The following is a 17,396-nucleotide window of genomic DNA, read 5'->3' as shown; positions in this document are numbered from 1 at the left end:
TCACCGACGAGGGCCGCCCGGCACGGGTGACGTGGCCACCGCGTGCGCCCCGTGGACCGGAGAAAATGTGGTGCGCGCTGGCTCCCGAGCACGACCGACCACAGCATCGCAGTCGACGAACATCGATGCAAGGCGATCCCGAACCTGTCGGCCCTTCAGTGGGGAGACGAACCGACCCGCACCCGGTCGCTCTCGTTGTCGGAGAGGAAGGCCGCCAGGGCCTGCCCCTGCTCGGTGACGGCGACCCGGTCAGCTCGGGAGAAGCCGCGCAGTGGGTTGACGGTCACCGTTTCCGACTCGACGGTCCAGGTCGCCGCGACCCGGCCGTCGACGAGCACCACGCGCTCGCCGGCCACCGAGAGGCCACGGTGGGCGTCGTCGATGATCCGGCTGCGGTCGTCGTAGCCGAGAATCGCGTTGTCGAACGCCGGCAGGAACCGCACCGGGGCGGGTGTCTCCGGGTCGGGGCGCGGCGCGTCGGGGAGGTCGATCAGCTTCCGGCCACGCTCGTCGCGGAAGGTCACCAACTCGTCCCGCATGGCGTTCACCACGGCCGGCAGTCCGGCGAGGCCGCACCAGGCCCGCAGGTCGGCAGTGGCCGCCGGACCGAACGCGGCCAGATAGCGGCGGACGAGCAGTTGGCCGACGGGATCGGTGTCCGCCGCGGTCGGCGGGGCGATCTCCCGGTCGAGCCACGCGGAGAGCAGGACGTAGCGCGCGCCTCCCTTCGCCCGCCACACACCGCGCGGCGGCACCTGTGTCATCGGGAGCAGCGCGACAGCGATCTCGCCCAGCACCCGCAGCCCCGGCGTCGGCCAGCGCTCGCCGAGCGCCCGCCCGATCTCGGGCATCGAGCGGGGCTCACCGTCGGCCACCACCGCCCGCGCGGCAGCGGCGAGTTCGTCGAGGTCCACTCCGTCGAGCTCGCCGCGGTAGACCCCGAGCACGCGTTGGCGCAGCATGGCGTCGTGACGGGGGCGCCAGGCCACGACGTCGTCGGCGACGAGCAGGTGGACGGTGCGGCGCATGAGGTGGGTACGAACCACGTGTCGCTGGGTCAGCAGGGTCGAGAGCACCGTCGGGTCGAACGAACGCAGCCGCGACCACAGCCCGATGAACGGCTCCTGCGGCTCCTGGGCCTGGAGGCCGCCGAGGTGGGCGACGGCGTCGAGCGGCGGCAGGTCGGCGCGGTCGAGCAGCAGTTGCCGGGCGAGCGTCGCGCGGTTGAGCGCCCGGCTGTCGAGAATGGTCATGGGGTCCTTTCGGCCGGCGTCATTATCTGACCCGGGGCCGACAGTCTGGGTGCCCGACCGTCTCGGGTACGCGCATTCGCCCCGTCCGGTGGCACCGGGCGGGGCGAATGCGAGCGGGTGAACCGATCAGTGCTTACCCACGAAGATGCCGATGCCGTTGGCGACCAGACGCTCCGTACCGTCGGACGGGCTGTTGCGGGCGGTGGCCGCGGCCTGGCCCGGCTCGCGGACGGCGACAGTGCTCGACCCGCCGCCGTCGAGGTTCACGGCGGCGTCCGCGCCGACCGAGCGCATCAGGTCGGCCAGCTCGGCGATCGTGAACCCGGCGCTGGCCGGGGCACGGCCGGCCAGGGCGACCAGGTACACGGTCCGACCGTCGGGGCTGACGCCGGCCGCGCTGCGTACCGCGGCGGTCTTGGTGTCCAGACCGGCCAACGGCGCGCCGTCGCGCAGGATCGGCGCGCCACCGACCGCGAAGGTCAGCTTCGGCTTGCCGGCGGACTCGAGCTTCTCGCGCACCTGCACCCGGTCACCGACGGCGAGGTCGTCGAGTGCGTCCGCGCCGCCCTCGCGCCCGACCAGCACCTGGGTGTCGGCCGGGATCGCGCCCGCACCGGGCGTCGGGCCGACCGCTGTCACCACGCCGTCGCGTACTGTCACCTCGTAGGTGTGGGTGCTGCACGGGTCGCTGCGGCTCGTGTCGGTGCCGCAGGTGGACCGGACCCGGGAGGCGGTCCCCCAGTCGGCGGTGAACAGGCCGACGCCGTCGACCGGAGCGCGTACTGGTTGAGGCCGCCCAGCGCGATAGTGCCCTTCCTGCTGCGCACCTCGCCGTCCAGGCTCACCGTGTCGACGCGTGCCTTGCCGTTCACGCCGACGCCGAACACGTCCCGGGTCGAGGTGCCGGGGGCCAGGCCGGGGCCGAAACGCTGCGCGGTCGGCACCGCGAACTTCAGCTCCTCGCCGTCGGCGATCTCCGGGCCGGACGACGAGTAGGTGGGCGTGACGCCGGTGTGGGTCTCACTGTTGTTGAAGAAGTCCCCGTTGACGCCGGCGATGGCGCCCTGGTCGTTCGTCATGGCGGAGACGACCTGGCGCTGCGCGACAGCGGCGGGGTGCAGCAGGTCCAGGGAGACCTTGTTCTTCTTCAGGTCGGCGGTGAGCAGATAACCGACGGTGACGCCCCGGGGCGTGGACACCTCGAACGAGCCGTACGTGACGCCGGGGGCGAGTTGCGCGGTCGAGGTGATGGTGATCGGGGTGCCCGTCGCGGGTACCGTGGCGGTCGCGGCGTGGGCGACGCCGGTCGGCGTGACGAGCGCGGTGAGTCCCGCCGCGAGCAGCAGCGCCAGACGTGGGCGTACGAGGTGCGGTGACCTCATTGCCGCTCCTTTCCTGGTGCGTTCCTGGCCTGGGCCGGGATGGCCGAGCCGGGCCGGCGGTTGACCGGACCGGCGATGATCTTCCTGGTCAGCCGATCACTCGGGGGTGAACACGGGAGGCTGCGGACGTGAACCGCCCGCACCGTCTTGATCAACTGCCGGAGTGGCCGGAGCAGGCCGGCGTGTCCCCTGGGGTGCCAAAAAGTTTTGTGCACTTCCTACAACTGAGGGACGGTGGGTTCGGTGGTTGCGCCATAGCGCTGGCCGCCGCCACGCGGAAAGGTGATCACTGCTGGGAGGCCGTCGTCTCCCGGCACGCAGGTCGAGGTCTAGCTAAGGGGTTCTTCGGGTGTTCAACCGTGTCGCCATCGTCAACCGTGGTGAAGCCGCCATGCGGCTCATCCACGCGGTCCGCGAGCTGGCCGCGGAGACCGGCATCCAGCTCGAAACCGTGGCTCTCTACACCGATGTCGACCGCAACGCCACATTCGTCCGCGAAGCGGACATCGCCTACGACCTCGGCCCGGCGTCCGCCCGCCCGTACCTCAACCTGGCGGTGCTGGAGCGCGCCCTGACCGAGACCGGTGCCGACGCCGCGTGGGTCGGCTGGGGCTTCGTCGCCGAGGACCCGGCGTTCGCCGAGCTGTGCGAGAAGATCGGCGTCACCTTCGTCGGGCCGAGCGCTGACGCCATGCGCCAACTCGGCGACAAGATCGGCTCGAAGCTGATCGCCGAGAAGGTCGGTGTGCCGGTCGCGCCGTGGAGCCGCGGCGCCGTCGAGACCCTCGCCGCCGCCCAGGCCTCGGCAGCCGAGGTCGGCTACCCGCTGATGCTGAAGGCGACCGCCGGCGGCGGCGGTCGCGGCATCCGCGTGATCAGGAACGAGGCCGAGCTGGTCGACGCGTACGAGCGCACCAGCCAGGAGGCGGCACGGGCGTTCGGCAGCGGCATCGTGTTCCTGGAGCGCCTGGTCACCGGTGCCCGGCACGTCGAGGTCCAGGTGATCGCCGACGGACAGGGCACCGCGTGGGCGCTCGGCGTCCGCGACTGCTCGGTGCAACGGCGCAACCAGAAGGTCATCGAGGAGTCGGCGTCGCCGGTGCTCGACCCGGCGCAGGCCGCCGAACTGAAGACGTCGGCCGAGCGGCTGGCCGTGGCTGTCGGTTACCGCGGCGCGGCGACGGTCGAGTTCCTCTACCACCCCGGGGACCGGCTGTTCGCGTTCCTGGAGGTCAACACCCGCCTCCAGGTCGAGCACCCGATCACCGAGCTGACCACAGGGTTCGACCTGGTAAAGGCGCAGCTGCACGTCGCTGCCGGCGGGCGACTCGAAGGTGCGCCGCCGGCCGAGCGCGGGCACGCCATCGAGGCGCGGCTCAACGCCGAGGACCCCGACCGCGACTTCGCGCCGTCCCCCGGCCGCATCGCCCGGCTGGACCTGCCCAGTGGCCCCGGCATCCGGGTGGACACCGGCGTCAGCGAGGGTGACACCATCCCGGCCGACTTCGACTCGATGATCGCGAAGATCATCGCGTACGGCCGTGACCGCGACGAGGCGCTCGGCAAGCTGCGCCGGGCGATGGCGAACACCACGGTGATCATCGAAGGCGGGGCGACGAACAAGAGCTTCGTGCTCGACCTGCTCGACCAGCCCGAGGTGATCGACGCCAGCGCGGACACCGGCTGGATCGACCGCGTCCGCGGCGAGGGCCGCCTCGTCACCCACCGCCACTCCGCTGTCGCCCTGGCCGCCGCCGCCATCGAGGCGTACGAGGAAGAGGAGCGCGTCGAACGGCAGCGGCTGCTGTCGACAGCGGCCGGTGGGCGCCCGCAGGTACAGCACGCCAGCGGCCGGCCGTTGGACCTCAAGCTGCGTGGCGTCGGCTACCGCACCCGGGTGGCGCGGGTCGGCGCGCACAGGTTCCGGGTCGGCATCGAGACCGGGCCCGTCGTGCGCACCGCCGACGTCGAACTCGACCGCTTCGACAGGCACACCGGTCAGATCGTCGTCAACGGCATCCGCTACCGCCTGCTCACCGGCACGTACGGGCCGACCCACCTGGTCGAGGTGGACGGCGTGACGCACCGGGTCAGCCGGGACGAGGGTGGTGTCCTGCGCTCCCCGATGCCCGCGCTTGTCGTCGCCACGCCGCTGGAGGTCGGCGCGGAGGTCGAGGCGGGCGCGCCGGTGCTGGTGCTCGAAGCGATGAAGATGGAGACGGTGCTGCGGGCGCCGTTCAAGGCGCGGCTCAAGGAGTGCGCCGTGTCGGTGGGCAGCCAGGTGGAGGCAGGTGCGCCGCTGCTGCGCCTCGAGCCGCTCGCGGACGACGCCGAGGAGACCACCGACGACCCGAGCACCGAGACCGTCGAACTGGACCTGCCCACCGCCGACGCGGACATCCCGGCGTACGAGCGCAGCAGGCGCGGCCAGGAGGACCTGCGGGGTCTGCTGCTCGGCTTCGACGTCGACCCGCACGACGACCGCCGGGTGCTCGACGACTACCTCACCGCGCGGCGGACGGCCACCGAAGCCGGTCAGCGGCCCCTGGCCGCCGAACTCGACCTCATCGAGGTGTTCGCCGATCTCGCCGAGCTGAGCCGCAACCGGCCGACGGGCGAGGACGGCGGCGCCGCGCACGTGCACAGCGCCCGGGAGTACTTCCACACCTACCTGCAGAGCCTCGACGTCGAGCGGGCCGGGCTGCCGGACGCCTTCCAGACCAGGCTCGGCAAGGCTCTCGGCCGGTACGGCGTCACCGACCTGGACCGCACCCCCGCCCTCGAAGCCGCCGTCTTCCGGATCTTCCTCGCCCAGCAGCGCGCCTCCGCGGACGCGCAGGTCATCGCGGCGCTGCTGCGCGCGTGGCTGCGGGAGACTCCGCCGGACGAGACGCTGCGCGAGCCGGCCGGCCTCGCGCTGGAGCGGCTGATCGCCGCGACGCAGGTCCGTTTCCCAGTGGTCGCGGACCTCGCCCGCGGCGTGGTGTTCGCCTGGTTCGCCCAGCCGCTGCTGCGCCGCAACCGCGCCCGCGTCTACGCCGAGGTCCGTGGGCACCTGCGGCACCTCGACGCGCAGCCGGACGCGCCGGACCGCGCCGAGCGCATCGCCGAGATGGTGCGCAGCACCGAGCCGCTGGTCCGGCTGCTCGGCCAGCGGCTCGTCCGCGACCACCTCGACAACGCGGTCATGTTGGAGGTGCTGACCCGGCGGTACTACGGCAACCGGTCGCTCACCAGCGTGCGTACCCGCGAGGTGGCCGGCTGCACGTTCGTGGTCGCCGAGCGCGCCGACTCCAGCGTGGTCTCCGCCGCGGTCAGCTTCGACGCGCTGGGCAGCGCCCTGCGTGGGTTGGCCGAGCTGGCCACCGGCGAGGACGCCGTGGACGCCGACATCTACCTCGGCTGGGAGAACCAGCCGGAGGACTTCGACGCGATGGCGGCCGTGCTGGCCGAGGTCATCGCCGCGCACCCGCTGCCGCCCCAGGTCCGTCGGGTCACCACCACCGTCGCGGGTCGTGGCGGGGCGGTGATGCACCACCACTTCACCTTCCGCCCGTCGGGCGCCCAGTTGACCGAGGACCGGCTGATCCGTGGGCTGCACCCGTACATCGCGCAGAGGATGCAGCTGGAGCGGCTGCACAAGTTCGATCTGACCCGGCTGCCGTCGTCGGACGAGGAGGTCTACCTCTTCCAGTGCGTGGCCCGGGAGAACCGCGCCGACGAGCGCCTTGTCGCGTTCGCGCAGGTGCGTGACCTGACCGAGCTTCGCGAGCAGGACGGCCGTCTGGTCGCGCTGCCGACGACCGAGGACGCCATCGCCGCCTGCCTCGACTCGATCCGCCGCGCCCAGTCGCGGCGGCCGTCGAAGACGCGCTTCAACACCAACCGCATCGTGGTCTACGTGTGGCCGCCGAGCGAGCTGACCCGCGAGGAAATGGAGATGATCGCCGGGCGGGTCCGCCCGACGACAGCGGGCGCCGGCCTGGAGGAGATCCTGTTCATCGCGCGCCAGCGCGACCGCCGGACCGGCGAGCTGACCAAGATCGCCGTACGGATCTCGTTCGACGCCGCGGGCGGCGCCGAACTGGCCGTCGGGGAGCCGCCGGTCGAGCCGATCGAGCCGCTCGACGAGTACCGGCTCAAGGTGCTGCGGGCCAGCAGCCGCAACACCGTGTACCCGTACGAGCTGACCGGCCGGCTCGGCGACTTCGTCGAGCACGACCTCGACGCCGGCCACGCGTTGGTGCCGGTGGACCGGCCGAAGGGGCGCAACAGCGCCGCCATCGTCGCCGGCGTCGTCACGACGCCGACCGAGCGCTACCCCCAGGGTGTCACCCGGGTGGTGCTGCTCGGCGACCCGACGAAGTCGCTGGGCGCCCTGTCGGAGCCGGAGTGCCGGCGCGTGATCGCCGCACTGGACCTGGCCGAGCGGATGCAGGTGCCGCTGGAGTGGTGGGCGCTGTCCGCCGGGGCCCGGATCTCGATGACCTCCGGTACTGAGAACATGGACTGGGTGGCCGCGGCGCTCAAGCGGATCGTCGAGTTCACGCAGGCCGGCGGTGAGATCAACATCGTGGTCGCCGGCATCAACGTCGGTGCGCAGCCGTACTGGAACGCCGAGGCGACGATGCTCATGCACACCAAGGGCATCCTGGTGATGACGCCCGACTCGGCTATGGTGCTCACCGGCAAGCAGTCGCTCGACTTCTCCGGTGGAGTGTCCGCTGAGGACAACTTCGGCATCGGCGGCTACGACCGGGTGATGGGGCCGAACGGGCAGGCGCAGTACTGGGCGCCGAACCTGACGGCCGCACGGGACGTGGTGATGGCGCACTACGACCACACGTACGTCGCGCCCGGCGAGGACGCGCCCCGGCGCGCGGTCACCACCGACCCGACCGACCGCGACATCTCCGGCTTCCCGCACGACGTGGCGGGCAGCACCTTCGCCACCGTCGGAGAGATCTTCTCCGTCGAGTCCAACCCCGACCGCAAGAAGCCGTTCGACATCCGAACGGTGATGCGGGCCCTCTCCGACCAGGACCACCCGGTGCTGGAGCGCTGGGCCGGCATGGCGGACGCGGACACCGCCGTCGTGCAGGACGTCCACCTCGGTGGCATCCCGGTCTGCCTGCTCGGCATCGAGTCCCGGTCGGTGCCCCGGCACGGCTTCCCGCCCACCGACGGGCCGGACACCTACACGGCGGGCACGCTGTTCCCTCGCTCGTCGAAGAAGGCCGCGCGGGCGATCAACGCGGCCAGCGGCAACCGGCCGCTCGTCGTGCTGGCCAACCTGTCCGGCTTCGACGGCTCACCGGAGTCGATGCGCAAGCTGCAACTCGAGTACGGCGCCGAGATCGGCCGGGCGATCGTCAACTTCCGGGGGCCCATCGTCTTCTGCGTGATCTCGCGCTACCACGGCGGTGCGTTCGTGGTGTTCTCGAAGGCGCTGAACCCGAACATGACGGTGCTGGCGCTGGAGGGCTCGTTCGCCTCGGTGCTGGGTGGCGCACCCGCCGCCGCCGTGGTGTTCTCCGCCGACGTCAACGCTCGTACGGCTGCCGACTCGCGGGTGCGGGACCTGGAGGCCCGCACCGCCGCCTCGGCCGGCACCGAACGCGCCGCGCTGACAGCGGAGCTCGACGAGCTGCGTTCGTCGGTGCGCGCTGAGAAACTCAGCGAGGTGGCCGCGGAGTTCGACAGGGTGCACAACATCCACCGCGCCGTCGAGGTCGGGTCGGTGGACGCCGTCATCCGCGCCGCCGAGCTGCGTCCGCGCATCATCGAGACCATCGAGGCCCGCCTGGGATGACGCCAGGGTGGCGCTGACCAGGGGCCCGCCTGTTCAGGCTGGTCCCTGGTCGATCACCGCGAATCCGACGACGTCGCTGTCGCCCTCCTGGACGTGTACCCCGTTGAGCGAGTTGAAGGCGACGGCACCGGACGTGCTCTCGATCCGGTAGGTGCGTCGGCCCTCGCTGTCTCGCTGCTCGGTCTGGACGAAGCGGAAGAGTTGCCCCTCCGCTTTGGGGGCGCAGACGGCGACCACGAGGGTCGGCGGCCCGCCGGCGTTGCGGCGTACCCCCACGCACGAGTTGTCAGCGAAGGCGGTCCTGATCTGGTGACGGGCACCGACCGGGACAGGGACGAAGACGCTGCGCTCGGTCAACCGCACGTTGCCGACGACCTTGCCGTCAGTCCCGACGACGAGGTACGCCGGCGGCCCCGACTCCATCGAGAGGGCGACCTCGCGCGTACCCGAGAAGACGCCGCCGCCCGACGGCGACACACCCTCCCCGGACGGTGACCCCGGTGAGCTCGACGGCGTCGACGGCGCCGACGGGGACGCCGTCGTGGTCGCGGCAGGTGTGGCGACGACGTCCTCCGCGGGAGCCACGCATGCCTGTGTGCTGAGCGTGAGTGCGGTGACGGTCGTGACGAGGCCGGTACGGAACACGAGTTCCTCCAGGGTGGTGGGTGGGAAAGCTCTATCCAGGACACACCGCGGCGGTCCTGTCGATTGCACGCGGGCCAGGTGCAATCAGCGGCCGGCCCGGCGTGTGTCTGTGTTGGGTGATCCGCGAGCGTAGGAGGTGCCGTGCCGGGCGACCAGCCGGATGAGCGTGCCGCCTTCGACCGGTTCTTCCAGACCTGGTACGGCCGGGTCAGCGCGCAGATACACGCATATCTGGGTGACCGGACCGAGGCTGAGGACGTGAGCCAGGAGGCGTTCCTGCGGGCCTGGCAGAAGTGGCGCGACATTTCCTCGTACGACGATCCCGTGGCGTGGGTGCGCCGGGTGGCCTGGAACCTCGCCACCAACCGGCTTCGCCGTCTCACCGTCGCAGCCCGCGCGTTACGCCGTCAGCCCCTCGTCCCGCCCGTGCCGGGGGTCCAGCCGGACCACGTGGCGCTCGTCGCCGCCCTGCGTACGCTGCCGGAGCGGCAGCGCCGGGTGATCGTGCTGCACTACATCGCCGACCTGCCGACCGCAGAGATAGCCGCCAGCCTCGGCGTACCCCAGGGCACGGTGTTGTCGTGGCTGCACCGCGGCCGCGCGAAACTGGCGGAACATCTGAGCGAAACGTCGAACGGAGAGGCGGTCACGTCGTGACACCCGCGGAGCCGGATCCCGGTCGAGACGACGTCACCGGTTTCATGCTGCGGTCGTACGCCGAGACCGGCCACCTTTCGTTCAACGCGCCCTCGGCCAACGTGATCGTGGGCCGGGCCCGGCGTCGCACCACGACGAAGGTGATGCTGTCCTTCGCCGCGGTCGTGGCAGTCGCCGCCGGGGGCATCGCGGCGATCACCGGGATTGGTCCCGATCCGGACCGCGACCCACCGGTCATCGGGCCCACACCGACACCGTCGGTCAGCGTCATCCCCACACCGGCGACACCGCCCACACCGGCGACGACGTCACCCTCGACACCACCCGGCCCATCGACCCGCTCGCGGACGGCGTCCCCGGACAGCACGTCGAGCTCACCGGGGTCACCGTCCGGGGAGGGTGTGTCGCCGTCGGGCGGCGGCGTCTTCTCGGGTACGCGCGAGGTCGCCCTCTCGATGGAGTCGGGGCCGCCGGCGTACCTCGTCGTCGGGACTGACGGCAAGGTCGTCGGCAACGTGCGGTTGACCGAGCGCAGCGTCTTCGTCCCTGTCCCGGTCGGTGCCCGTCACCAGATCAGGACCGCCTTCGCTGACAACTCGTGCGTGGGGGTACGCCGCAACGCCGGCGGGCCGCCGACCCTCGTGGTCGCCGTCTGCGCCCCCGAGGCGGAGGGGCAACTCTTCCGCTTCGTCCAGACCGAGCAGCGAGACAGCGAGGGCCGACGCACCTACCGGATCGAGAGCACGTCCGGTGCCGTCGCCTTCAACTCGCTCAACGGGGTACACGTCCAGGAGGGCGACAGCGACGTCGTCGGATTCGCGGTGATCGACCAGGGACCAGCCTGAACAGGCGTCGCACGTACCGATGAACGGGAACCCGCTACGCCCAGCGCTGAGCCGTCAGTTCCACTGGTTCTCGTTGGCGCGCTCTTAGCTGAGCGCTGCGTTCAGCGCGACGGCGACGGCGAGCCAGACGATGACAGTGCCGACACCGATGCCGACCATGGCGAGCGCCTTGACGGCGGTTGTCATCCGGGTGTGGGCGACTGTCAGGTTCGCCCAGACGCCCAACGCCCCGACCAGCGCGCCCAGGATGCCGCCGACGGTGAACAGCAGGATCGGCAGCATGACCAGGATGCGCAGGAAGATCGGCATGGAGGGCCCGGTCCGGTGCTTGACACCGTTGACCTCCACGGTCGGGTAAGGGTCGGCGAGGACGTTGCGTACCGTGGCCTGGACGACACCACCGTCCACCGTCGGCAACGCGAAGTGTCTGCCCGTCCTGGGGGCCGGCACTCCGCCGACGGTGACGGCAGGGTGGCCAAAGAACGCCTTGGTGGCGATGACGATCGGGCCAGCTACGCCGGCGACGTGGAGAGGTTCGGTGTTCACCGGCGTGATCTTAGGAAGCCCGGTGCGTCCCGTCCATCCCGTTGACCGAGCGGGGCGTCGGCGGCCCGCGTCGCGGCGTCCGGGCCGACGGGAAGGTGGACGTGCCCTCAGCCGGTTCGTCGCCCGTGGCTCGGGTGGGTGTCGGCCTGCCAGGCGGCGACGAGATCCTCGCGCGCCCGGGCGACCCGGGAACGGATCGTGCCGACGGGGCACTGGCAGACGTCCGCCGCCTCGGCGTAGGACAGGCCGAGCACCTGGGTGGCGACGAACGCCTCGCGGCGCTCCGGGGTCAGTCCGGCGATCAACTGGTGCAGGGTCACGCCCTCGTCGGCACCGGCGGTGATCGCACCGGCGGCCTCGGCCGCCGCCTGCCAGTCCGGCACCGACGCCAGCCTCGGCCGGGCCACCGCCGTCCGGACGTGATCCACTGCAACGCGCCGGGCGATGGTGAAGACCCAGGTACGGGCCGACGAGCGGCCGGCGAAGCCGGGCAGGTTGCGAATTGCCCGTAGGAACGTCTCCTGGGTCAGGTCGTCGGCCTCTCCCGGCCCGGCCAGGTGCGACAGGAACCGCCAGACCTGGTCCTGTAGTGCCCGGATGAACGCCGTGGCGGCCTGCCGATCACCCTGGCCCGCCTCCCGCGCCCACCGGGTCACCTGGTCGTCGTCAGCGACGCCGTTCCGCACAGACCACCGTCCTGTGTGCCACGGGCGCTCCTTCATGCCGAGATCCGTCGTCGGAACGCCGCCGGTCGGCCGCGCACTCTGGTGGTCGCCGGCCGGTCCGGAAAAGTTCCCGAGGTTCCCAGGTTCGACTGATCTCGCGGATGTCCGAGGTAATGGGAACCGCTGCCGCTCAGCTCGGGACGGGCTGGTCCGCGCTCTCGCGTTCCCGCGGGACCACGGGGTCGGGCATGCTCCACGAGCGCCACAGCTTGCTGTACCCGCCCCCGGCCCCGAGCAGTTCGGCGTGCGTGCCGTGCTCGGCGACGCGCCCCTGGTCGAGGACGACGATGCGGTCCGCGGTGGCCGCCTGGCTGAGTCGGTGGGCGACGATCAGAGTGGTACGTCCCTCGGTGGCCGCCACGGCGGCGCGGTCGAGGTCGCGTGCGCCAGCGCTGCCCGCCTCGGCGGTGGCCTCGTCGAGGACCGCGACGGCCGGATCGGCGAGGATGAGGCGGGCCAGTGCGAGCTGCTGGGCCTGGGCCGAGGTGAGCTGCCGCCCACCCTCCCCCACCGCTGTGGCGAGGCCGTCCGGCAGGGTCCGCACCCACTCGGTGGCGCCGACGAGGTCGAGGGCGGTGGCGATCTCGGCGTCGGTGGCGTCGGGGTCGGCGAGGCGCAGGTCGTCGGCGAGCGGGCCGGCGAAGACGTGCACCTCCTGGCTGATCAGGGCGACCTCCCGACGGAGGCGGTGCTCGCCGAGTTGGGCCAGCGGCACGCCGCGCAGGGTCACCGCACCGTCGGTGGGCGCGATGATGCCGGCGATGATGCCGGCGAGGGTGCTCTTGCCCGCACCGCTCGCGCCGACCAGGGCGACGCGCTCCCCGGGGGCGAGACGCAGGGCGATGTCCCGCAGCACCACCGGCCCGTCGTCGTAGCGGTGTCGCCCGACGGTCACCTCCAGTGCCGCCGGTACACCCCGATCGTGGCGGTCGGGCTCGGTGCCGGCGGGGGTAGCGGTGTCCGGCAGGGTGGTGACCCCGACGAGTCGGGCCAGGCTGGCCCCGGCCTGCAACACCGAGTCCGACTCGAACAGCAGCAGGCCGATGGGGTTGAAGAGTCGGTGGAAGTAGAGCGCGGCAGTGGTGGCGGCGCCGACGGTGGCCAGGTCACCGCGGACCAGCAGGAAGCCGGCGAGCAACACGGCGGCGAGCCCGACGAACTCGGAGCGGTTGATGCGCAGCCCGAAGCGGGTGTAGAGACCGAAGATCTCCAGCGACAGGTCGCGGGCGACGCCGGAGCGCTCCGCGATCCGCACGACGTGGGCGTCCTCCATCCGGTAGGCGCGCACTGTCGCCGCGCCCCGCAGCGCCTCGGCCGTCGCCTGGGCGCGCTCGCCCGTCGCCACCCGCTCGCGGGCGTAGTACGGCACCGACCGCTTCAGGTACCAGCGCAGCGCCACCGCGTACGCCGGGGCCGCGACCAACCCGGCGATGCCGAGCCGCCAGTCGAGAGCGAAGAGCCCCGCCCCGGTCAGCACGACGGACAGCAGCGCGCCGAGGAAGGCGGGGCCGCTGGTGGCGATCACATTCGTCACCACTGCCACGTCGTCGCCGGCACGGGCCACCAGGTCCCCGGTCCCGGCCCGCTCCAGAGTGGCCGAGGGCAGGTGCAGGGCCCGGTCGAGGACCCGCTCCCGGAGTCGGGCCAGCACCGTCTCGCCGAGACGCGCGGCGACCGCCGCTCCGACCGCGGTGAGGAGCCCCGCGAGCACGGCGGCGCCCGCGATCACGGCGGCCCAGGCCACCACCCGAGGTGTGTCGGTCCCGGCGATGACGTCGTCGACGAGGCGCCCGAGGACCCAGGGGGCGACCAGCCCGGTCGCGGCGGCGGCGATCAGCAACGTGCCGGCGACGGCGCTGAGCCCCGGCAGGAGCGCCAGCTCGGTGCGGAGGGCAGCCCAGGTCTGCCGGCCGGTGGCCGTCGGCAGCAGGTGCCGGGTGATCGGCTCGGACGTCATCGCAGGGTTTCCTCCCGGTAGCGGGCGTCACTGGCGAGCAACCGCTCGTGCGGACCCTCGGCGACGACCCGTCCCCGGTCGATCACCGCGACCCGGTCGGTGATCCGCAGCAGTGCCGGGCTGGTGGTGATCAGCACCGTGCCGCGGGGTCCCGCCCCGCGAGCCTCGGCCAGCCTGGTGGCGAGCAACCCCTCGGTCACCGCGTCGACAGCCGTGGTGGGGTTGTGCAGCACGAGCACCGGCGGATCGGCGACGAGCGCCCTCGCCAGCCCGATCCGCTGTCGCTGCCCACCGGAGAGGTTCGACCCGCGTTCGGTGAGCAGGCGGTCGAACCCGTGCGGGTGCGCGGCGAGCACGTCCTCGGCGGCGGCAGCCCGTACGGCGGCACGCAGCACCTCGTCGTCGACGAAGGCGCCGGCGCTGAGGTTGGCGCGCAACGTCCCCTCGAACAGCGCCACGTCATGCTGTTCGACAAGGACCACTGCGCGCGCGGCGTCGATGTGCAGCTCGTCGGCGGACACGCCGTCGATGCGGACCGTGCCCCGGTGGTCCGCGCGGGGCACCCGGCCGGCCAGCAGAGCGACCAGCGCCTCGCCCTCGCTCGGGTCGTAGGCGAGCACGCCCAGGATCTCACCGGCGCGGACGCGCAGGCTGACGTCGTCGAGGCCCGCGTACGAGACCCCGTCGAGGGCGAGCCGGGACGGGCTCGGGGCGGGCGGCCCGGCGTCACCCGGCTGGACGACCGGCGCGGCGCCGAGGACCCGGGCGACCCGCCCGGCGGAGGCTCGGGCCATGGCGAACAGTTGGACGCAGTACCCGAGGGTCTGCACCGGCTCGGCGATGAACTGCGCCAGCCCGACCACGGCGACGAGTTCACCGATGGTGAGCCGGCCCTGAAGCGCGAGCCAACCGGCGAATCCGGCGACCGTGGCGAGGAAGAGGCCGTTGACAGTGGTGGTGAGCCCGAGGTGCAGACCCTTTGTGGTGGCGGCGCGCAGGGTGACGTCGAGCGCGTGGCGGCTGGATCCCGCGTACCGGCGGGCGGCGTGGTCCTGTGCGCCGATGCCGCGCAGCACGCGCAGGCCGCTGACGAGGTCGACGGCGAGGGCGGTAGTGGCGGCGAGCGCCTCCTGCTGCGACGTGCTGCGCCGGGTGAGCAGCGGCGCCATCCGTTGGAGGGCGACGACCAGCAGGGGTACGCCGATGAGCACCCCGAGGCCGAGAGGGACGTCGACGACGAGCAGCGCGACGGCCGCGACCACGATGGCGGTGAGTGCCGCGGCGGTGAGTCCCGCGACCCGCACGACGAGCGCTGACAACTCGGCGTCGGAGGCCGTCACTGACAGCAGCTCGCCGTCGCGCATGCCCGAGCGGCGTCCGCGCGGGTCGAGGGCGCTGCGGACGATCTCGACCCGGGTGGCGTGCGCCTCGTGTTCGACGGCGGCGAACGCCAGTCGTGCGCCGGCCCGGTAGGCGAAGGCGAGCACTGTGAACAGGGCGGCCAGGCCGGCCAGCGAGAGCAGCAGGGCGCGGACGTCCCCGGTGGCCACCGCACGGTCGATGACCACGCCGATGGCCACCGGGACGAGGGCTTCGGTGGCCTGGTGGGTGCAGAGCAGCGCGATGCCGGCGGCCACCCGGGCGCGCTGTCGACGCAGCGCGCGACGGAGCACCACACCACCGGTGGTCTCGGCGACTGTCATGCTCGGATCGATGAGGGCACGGCGACGGACTCCACTACGATTAGGGCAGGCTAACCTAACATGCCCCCGAAGTGGGATTGGACGCGCGGTCCCGGTGCTCCCCGACCGGCACCGAGGCGGGCAGACCGAGACCCTTCATGGCCGCCGCGACCAGGGCCTCCGGGGGCAGTGAGACATCGAGTACGAGCACCGCCTCGTCCGGCTCGGCCGGTTCCAGCGTGGCGAGCTGCGACTCCAGCAGGCTGGCCGGCATGTAGTGGCCTTCGCGCCGGGCCAATCGGGCTCGGATGACCTCCACCGGGCCGTCCAGGTGCAGGAAGTCCACCCGGAACGGGCCCTGGCGGAGCACGTCCCGGTACGACCGCTTCAACGCCGAGCAGGCCAGCACCGTCGAGCGGCCCTCCGCGCCGCGATCGGCGATCCACCCGGCGATGTCCCGCAGCCACGGCCACCGGGTGGTGTCGTCCAGCGGCACCCCGGAGCGCATCCGCGCCACGTTCTGCGGGGAGTGGAACTCGTCGGCCTCGGCGAACGTCAGCCCCGTCGCCACGCCGATCCCGCGCGCCACTGTGGTTTTGCCCGCCCCGGAGACGCCCATCACCACTACGTGCCGGGTGGGCCGGGCGCCGCGCCGCTCACCAGTCATGGACCGTGCCGTCCTTGAGCCGGTTGAACGGCAGGTACGCCGGCTCGTACGGGAATCGCGCCGCCGCCTCCTCGTCGAGCTCCACCCCGAGCCCCGGTTGGTCGCCCGGGTGCAGGTAGCCGTCGGTGAAGGTGAACGACTGCCGGAACACCTCGTTGGCCAGCGGGGTGTGCTTCATGTACTCCTGGATCCCGAAGTTGTGGATGGCCAGGTCCAGGTGCAGCGCCGCGGCCATGCCCACCGGGGAGATGTCGGTGGGGCCGTGGATGCCGGACTTGATCTGGTACTGGGCGGCGAAGTCGAGCAGCTTGCGCATCGCCGTGATGCCGCCGGTGTGGGTGACAGCGGAACGGACGTAGTCGATCAGCTGTTCGCGGATCAGGGTCTGGTAGTCCCAGACCGTGTTGAAGACCTCACCGATGGCCAGCGGGGTGGTGGTGTGCTGGCGGACCAGCCGCAGCGCCTCCTGGTTCTCGGCCGGGGTGCAGTCCTCCAGCCAGAACAGGTCGTACGGTTCGAGGGCCTTGCCGAGCTTGGCGGCCTGGATCGGGGTCATCCGGTGGTGACCGTCGTGCAGCAGCGGCAACTCCGGGCCGAACTCGCCGCGCACCGCCTCGAAGACCGACGGCAGGTGGCGCAGGTACGCGCGGGTGTCCCAGTCCTCCTCGGCGGGCAGCGGGGTGCGCTGCGCGGGCTCGTAGTCGTAGCGCTGGCCGGTGGCGCTGGGCTGCGCGGCCACGCCGTAGACCGCGTTGATCCCGGGCACCGCGGTCTGTACCCGGATCGACTTGAAGCCCTCGTCGAGGTGGCGACGGATCGAGTCGAACAGCTCGGGGATGTCCCGCCCCGACGCGTGCCCGTACGCCATGATGCCGGTGCGCGACGCGCCGCCCAGGAGTTGGTACAGCGGCATGCCGGCGGCCTTGGCCAAGATGTCCCACAGCGCGACGTCCACCGCGGCGATGGCCGCCATGGTGACCGGGCCCCGGCGCCAGTACGCCGAGCGGTACAGGAACTGCCAGGTGTCCTCGATCCGGTGCGGGTCCCGGCCCATCAGCAGCGGGGCGACGTGGTCACGCAGGTACGAGGCGACGGAGAGCTCGCGGCCGTTGAGCGTGGCGTCGCCCAGACCGGTGATGCCCTCATCAGTTGTGATCTTGAGGGTGACGAAGTTCCGGTCGGGGCTGGTCACGATGATGTCTGCTGCGACGATCTTCACGGGGTG

Annotated in this window: 13 protein-coding genes; 3 read left to right on the top strand and 10 right to left on the bottom strand. The window is 72.2% G+C overall.

The features are described from left to right. Positions 1–155 precede the first annotated feature (155 nt). The 3 genes from AB0C19_RS26345 to AB0C19_RS26335 form a co-directional block, all read right to left on the bottom strand. Positions 156–1,253, bottom strand: a complete 1,098-nt coding sequence (locus AB0C19_RS26345) for a winged helix DNA-binding domain-containing protein (RefSeq protein WP_357189574.1) — start codon at positions 1,251–1,253, stop codon at positions 156–158. Positions 1,254–1,379: 126 nt separating this feature from the next. After that, positions 1,380–1,913, bottom strand: a complete 534-nt coding sequence (locus AB0C19_RS26340) for a phosphodiester glycosidase family protein (protein WP_357189572.1) — start codon at positions 1,911–1,913, stop codon at positions 1,380–1,382. Then, the gene (locus tag AB0C19_RS26335) at positions 1,910–2,635 is read right to left on the bottom strand and encodes a hypothetical protein (RefSeq protein WP_357189570.1); all 726 of its coding nucleotides are present in this window, start codon (positions 2,633–2,635) and stop codon (positions 1,910–1,912) included. The genes AB0C19_RS26340 and AB0C19_RS26335 overlap by 4 nt, the downstream gene beginning before the upstream one ends. 349 nt (positions 2,636–2,984) lie before the next feature. Between AB0C19_RS26335 and AB0C19_RS26330 the strand changes: the two genes are divergently transcribed. Continuing rightward, positions 2,985–8,447 carry a carboxyl transferase domain-containing protein gene (locus AB0C19_RS26330; RefSeq protein ID WP_357189568.1) on the top strand — a complete coding sequence of 1,821 codons (5,463 nt, stop codon included), beginning with the start codon at positions 2,985–2,987 and terminating at the stop codon, positions 8,445–8,447. Between the two features lie 33 nt (positions 8,448–8,480). Here AB0C19_RS26330 and AB0C19_RS26325 read toward each other — a convergent pair whose 3' ends face one another. Then, positions 8,481–9,032, bottom strand: coding sequence for a hypothetical protein (locus tag AB0C19_RS26325; protein ID WP_357189566.1), 552 nt, complete (start codon positions 9,030–9,032; stop codon positions 8,481–8,483). A gap of 201 nt (positions 9,033–9,233) precedes the next feature. Between AB0C19_RS26325 and AB0C19_RS26320 the strand changes: the two genes are divergently transcribed. After that, entirely contained in the window at positions 9,234–9,749 is a 516-nt protein-coding gene (locus AB0C19_RS26320; RefSeq protein WP_357189564.1) for a SigE family RNA polymerase sigma factor, read from the top strand. Further along, positions 9,746–10,594, top strand: a complete 849-nt coding sequence (locus AB0C19_RS26315) for a hypothetical protein (RefSeq protein ID WP_357189562.1) — start codon at positions 9,746–9,748, stop codon at positions 10,592–10,594. The genes AB0C19_RS26320 and AB0C19_RS26315 overlap by 4 nt, the downstream gene beginning before the upstream one ends. 84 nt (positions 10,595–10,678) lie before the next feature. Here the strand turns inward: AB0C19_RS26315 and AB0C19_RS26310 are convergent, their stop codons facing one another. The 6 genes from AB0C19_RS26310 to manD all read right to left on the bottom strand — a co-directional run bounded on the left by AB0C19_RS26310 (position 10,679) and on the right by manD (position 17,390). Further along, a complete protein-coding gene (locus tag AB0C19_RS26310; protein WP_357189560.1) occupies positions 10,679–11,140 on the bottom strand; it encodes a hypothetical protein in 462 nt (153 codons plus the stop codon). A gap of 107 nt (positions 11,141–11,247) precedes the next feature. Then, complete coding sequence (locus tag AB0C19_RS26305) at positions 11,248–11,826, bottom strand: sigma-70 family RNA polymerase sigma factor (RefSeq protein WP_357189558.1); 579 nt, start codon at positions 11,824–11,826, stop codon at positions 11,248–11,250. A gap of 169 nt (positions 11,827–11,995) precedes the next feature. Continuing rightward, the gene (locus tag AB0C19_RS26300; protein ID WP_357189556.1) at positions 11,996–13,822 is read right to left on the bottom strand and encodes an ABC transporter ATP-binding protein; all 1,827 of its coding nucleotides are present in this window, start codon (positions 13,820–13,822) and stop codon (positions 11,996–11,998) included. Then, positions 13,819–15,525, bottom strand: coding sequence for an ABC transporter ATP-binding protein (locus AB0C19_RS26295; protein ID WP_357189554.1), 1,707 nt, complete (start codon positions 15,523–15,525; stop codon positions 13,819–13,821). The genes AB0C19_RS26300 and AB0C19_RS26295 overlap by 4 nt, the downstream gene beginning before the upstream one ends. A 55-nt stretch (positions 15,526–15,580) precedes the next feature. Beyond that, positions 15,581–16,171: a gluconokinase gene (locus AB0C19_RS26290; RefSeq protein ID WP_357189552.1), complete on the bottom strand. Its 591-nt coding sequence runs from the start codon at positions 16,169–16,171 to the stop codon at positions 15,581–15,583. Further along, the gene (gene manD / locus AB0C19_RS26285) at positions 16,161–17,390 is read right to left on the bottom strand and encodes a D-mannonate dehydratase ManD (protein ID WP_357189550.1); all 1,230 of its coding nucleotides are present in this window, start codon (positions 17,388–17,390) and stop codon (positions 16,161–16,163) included. Before manD ends, AB0C19_RS26290 begins: the two co-directional genes overlap by 11 nt. Positions 17,391–17,396: the final 6 nt, after the last annotated feature.

Source organism: Micromonospora sp. NPDC048842 (genome assembly GCF_040649935.1).
In the GTDB taxonomy this organism is placed as follows: domain Bacteria; phylum Actinomycetota; class Actinomycetes; order Mycobacteriales; family Micromonosporaceae; genus Micromonospora; species Micromonospora hortensis.
This window is presented reverse-complemented; position numbering and strand designations above follow the sequence as displayed.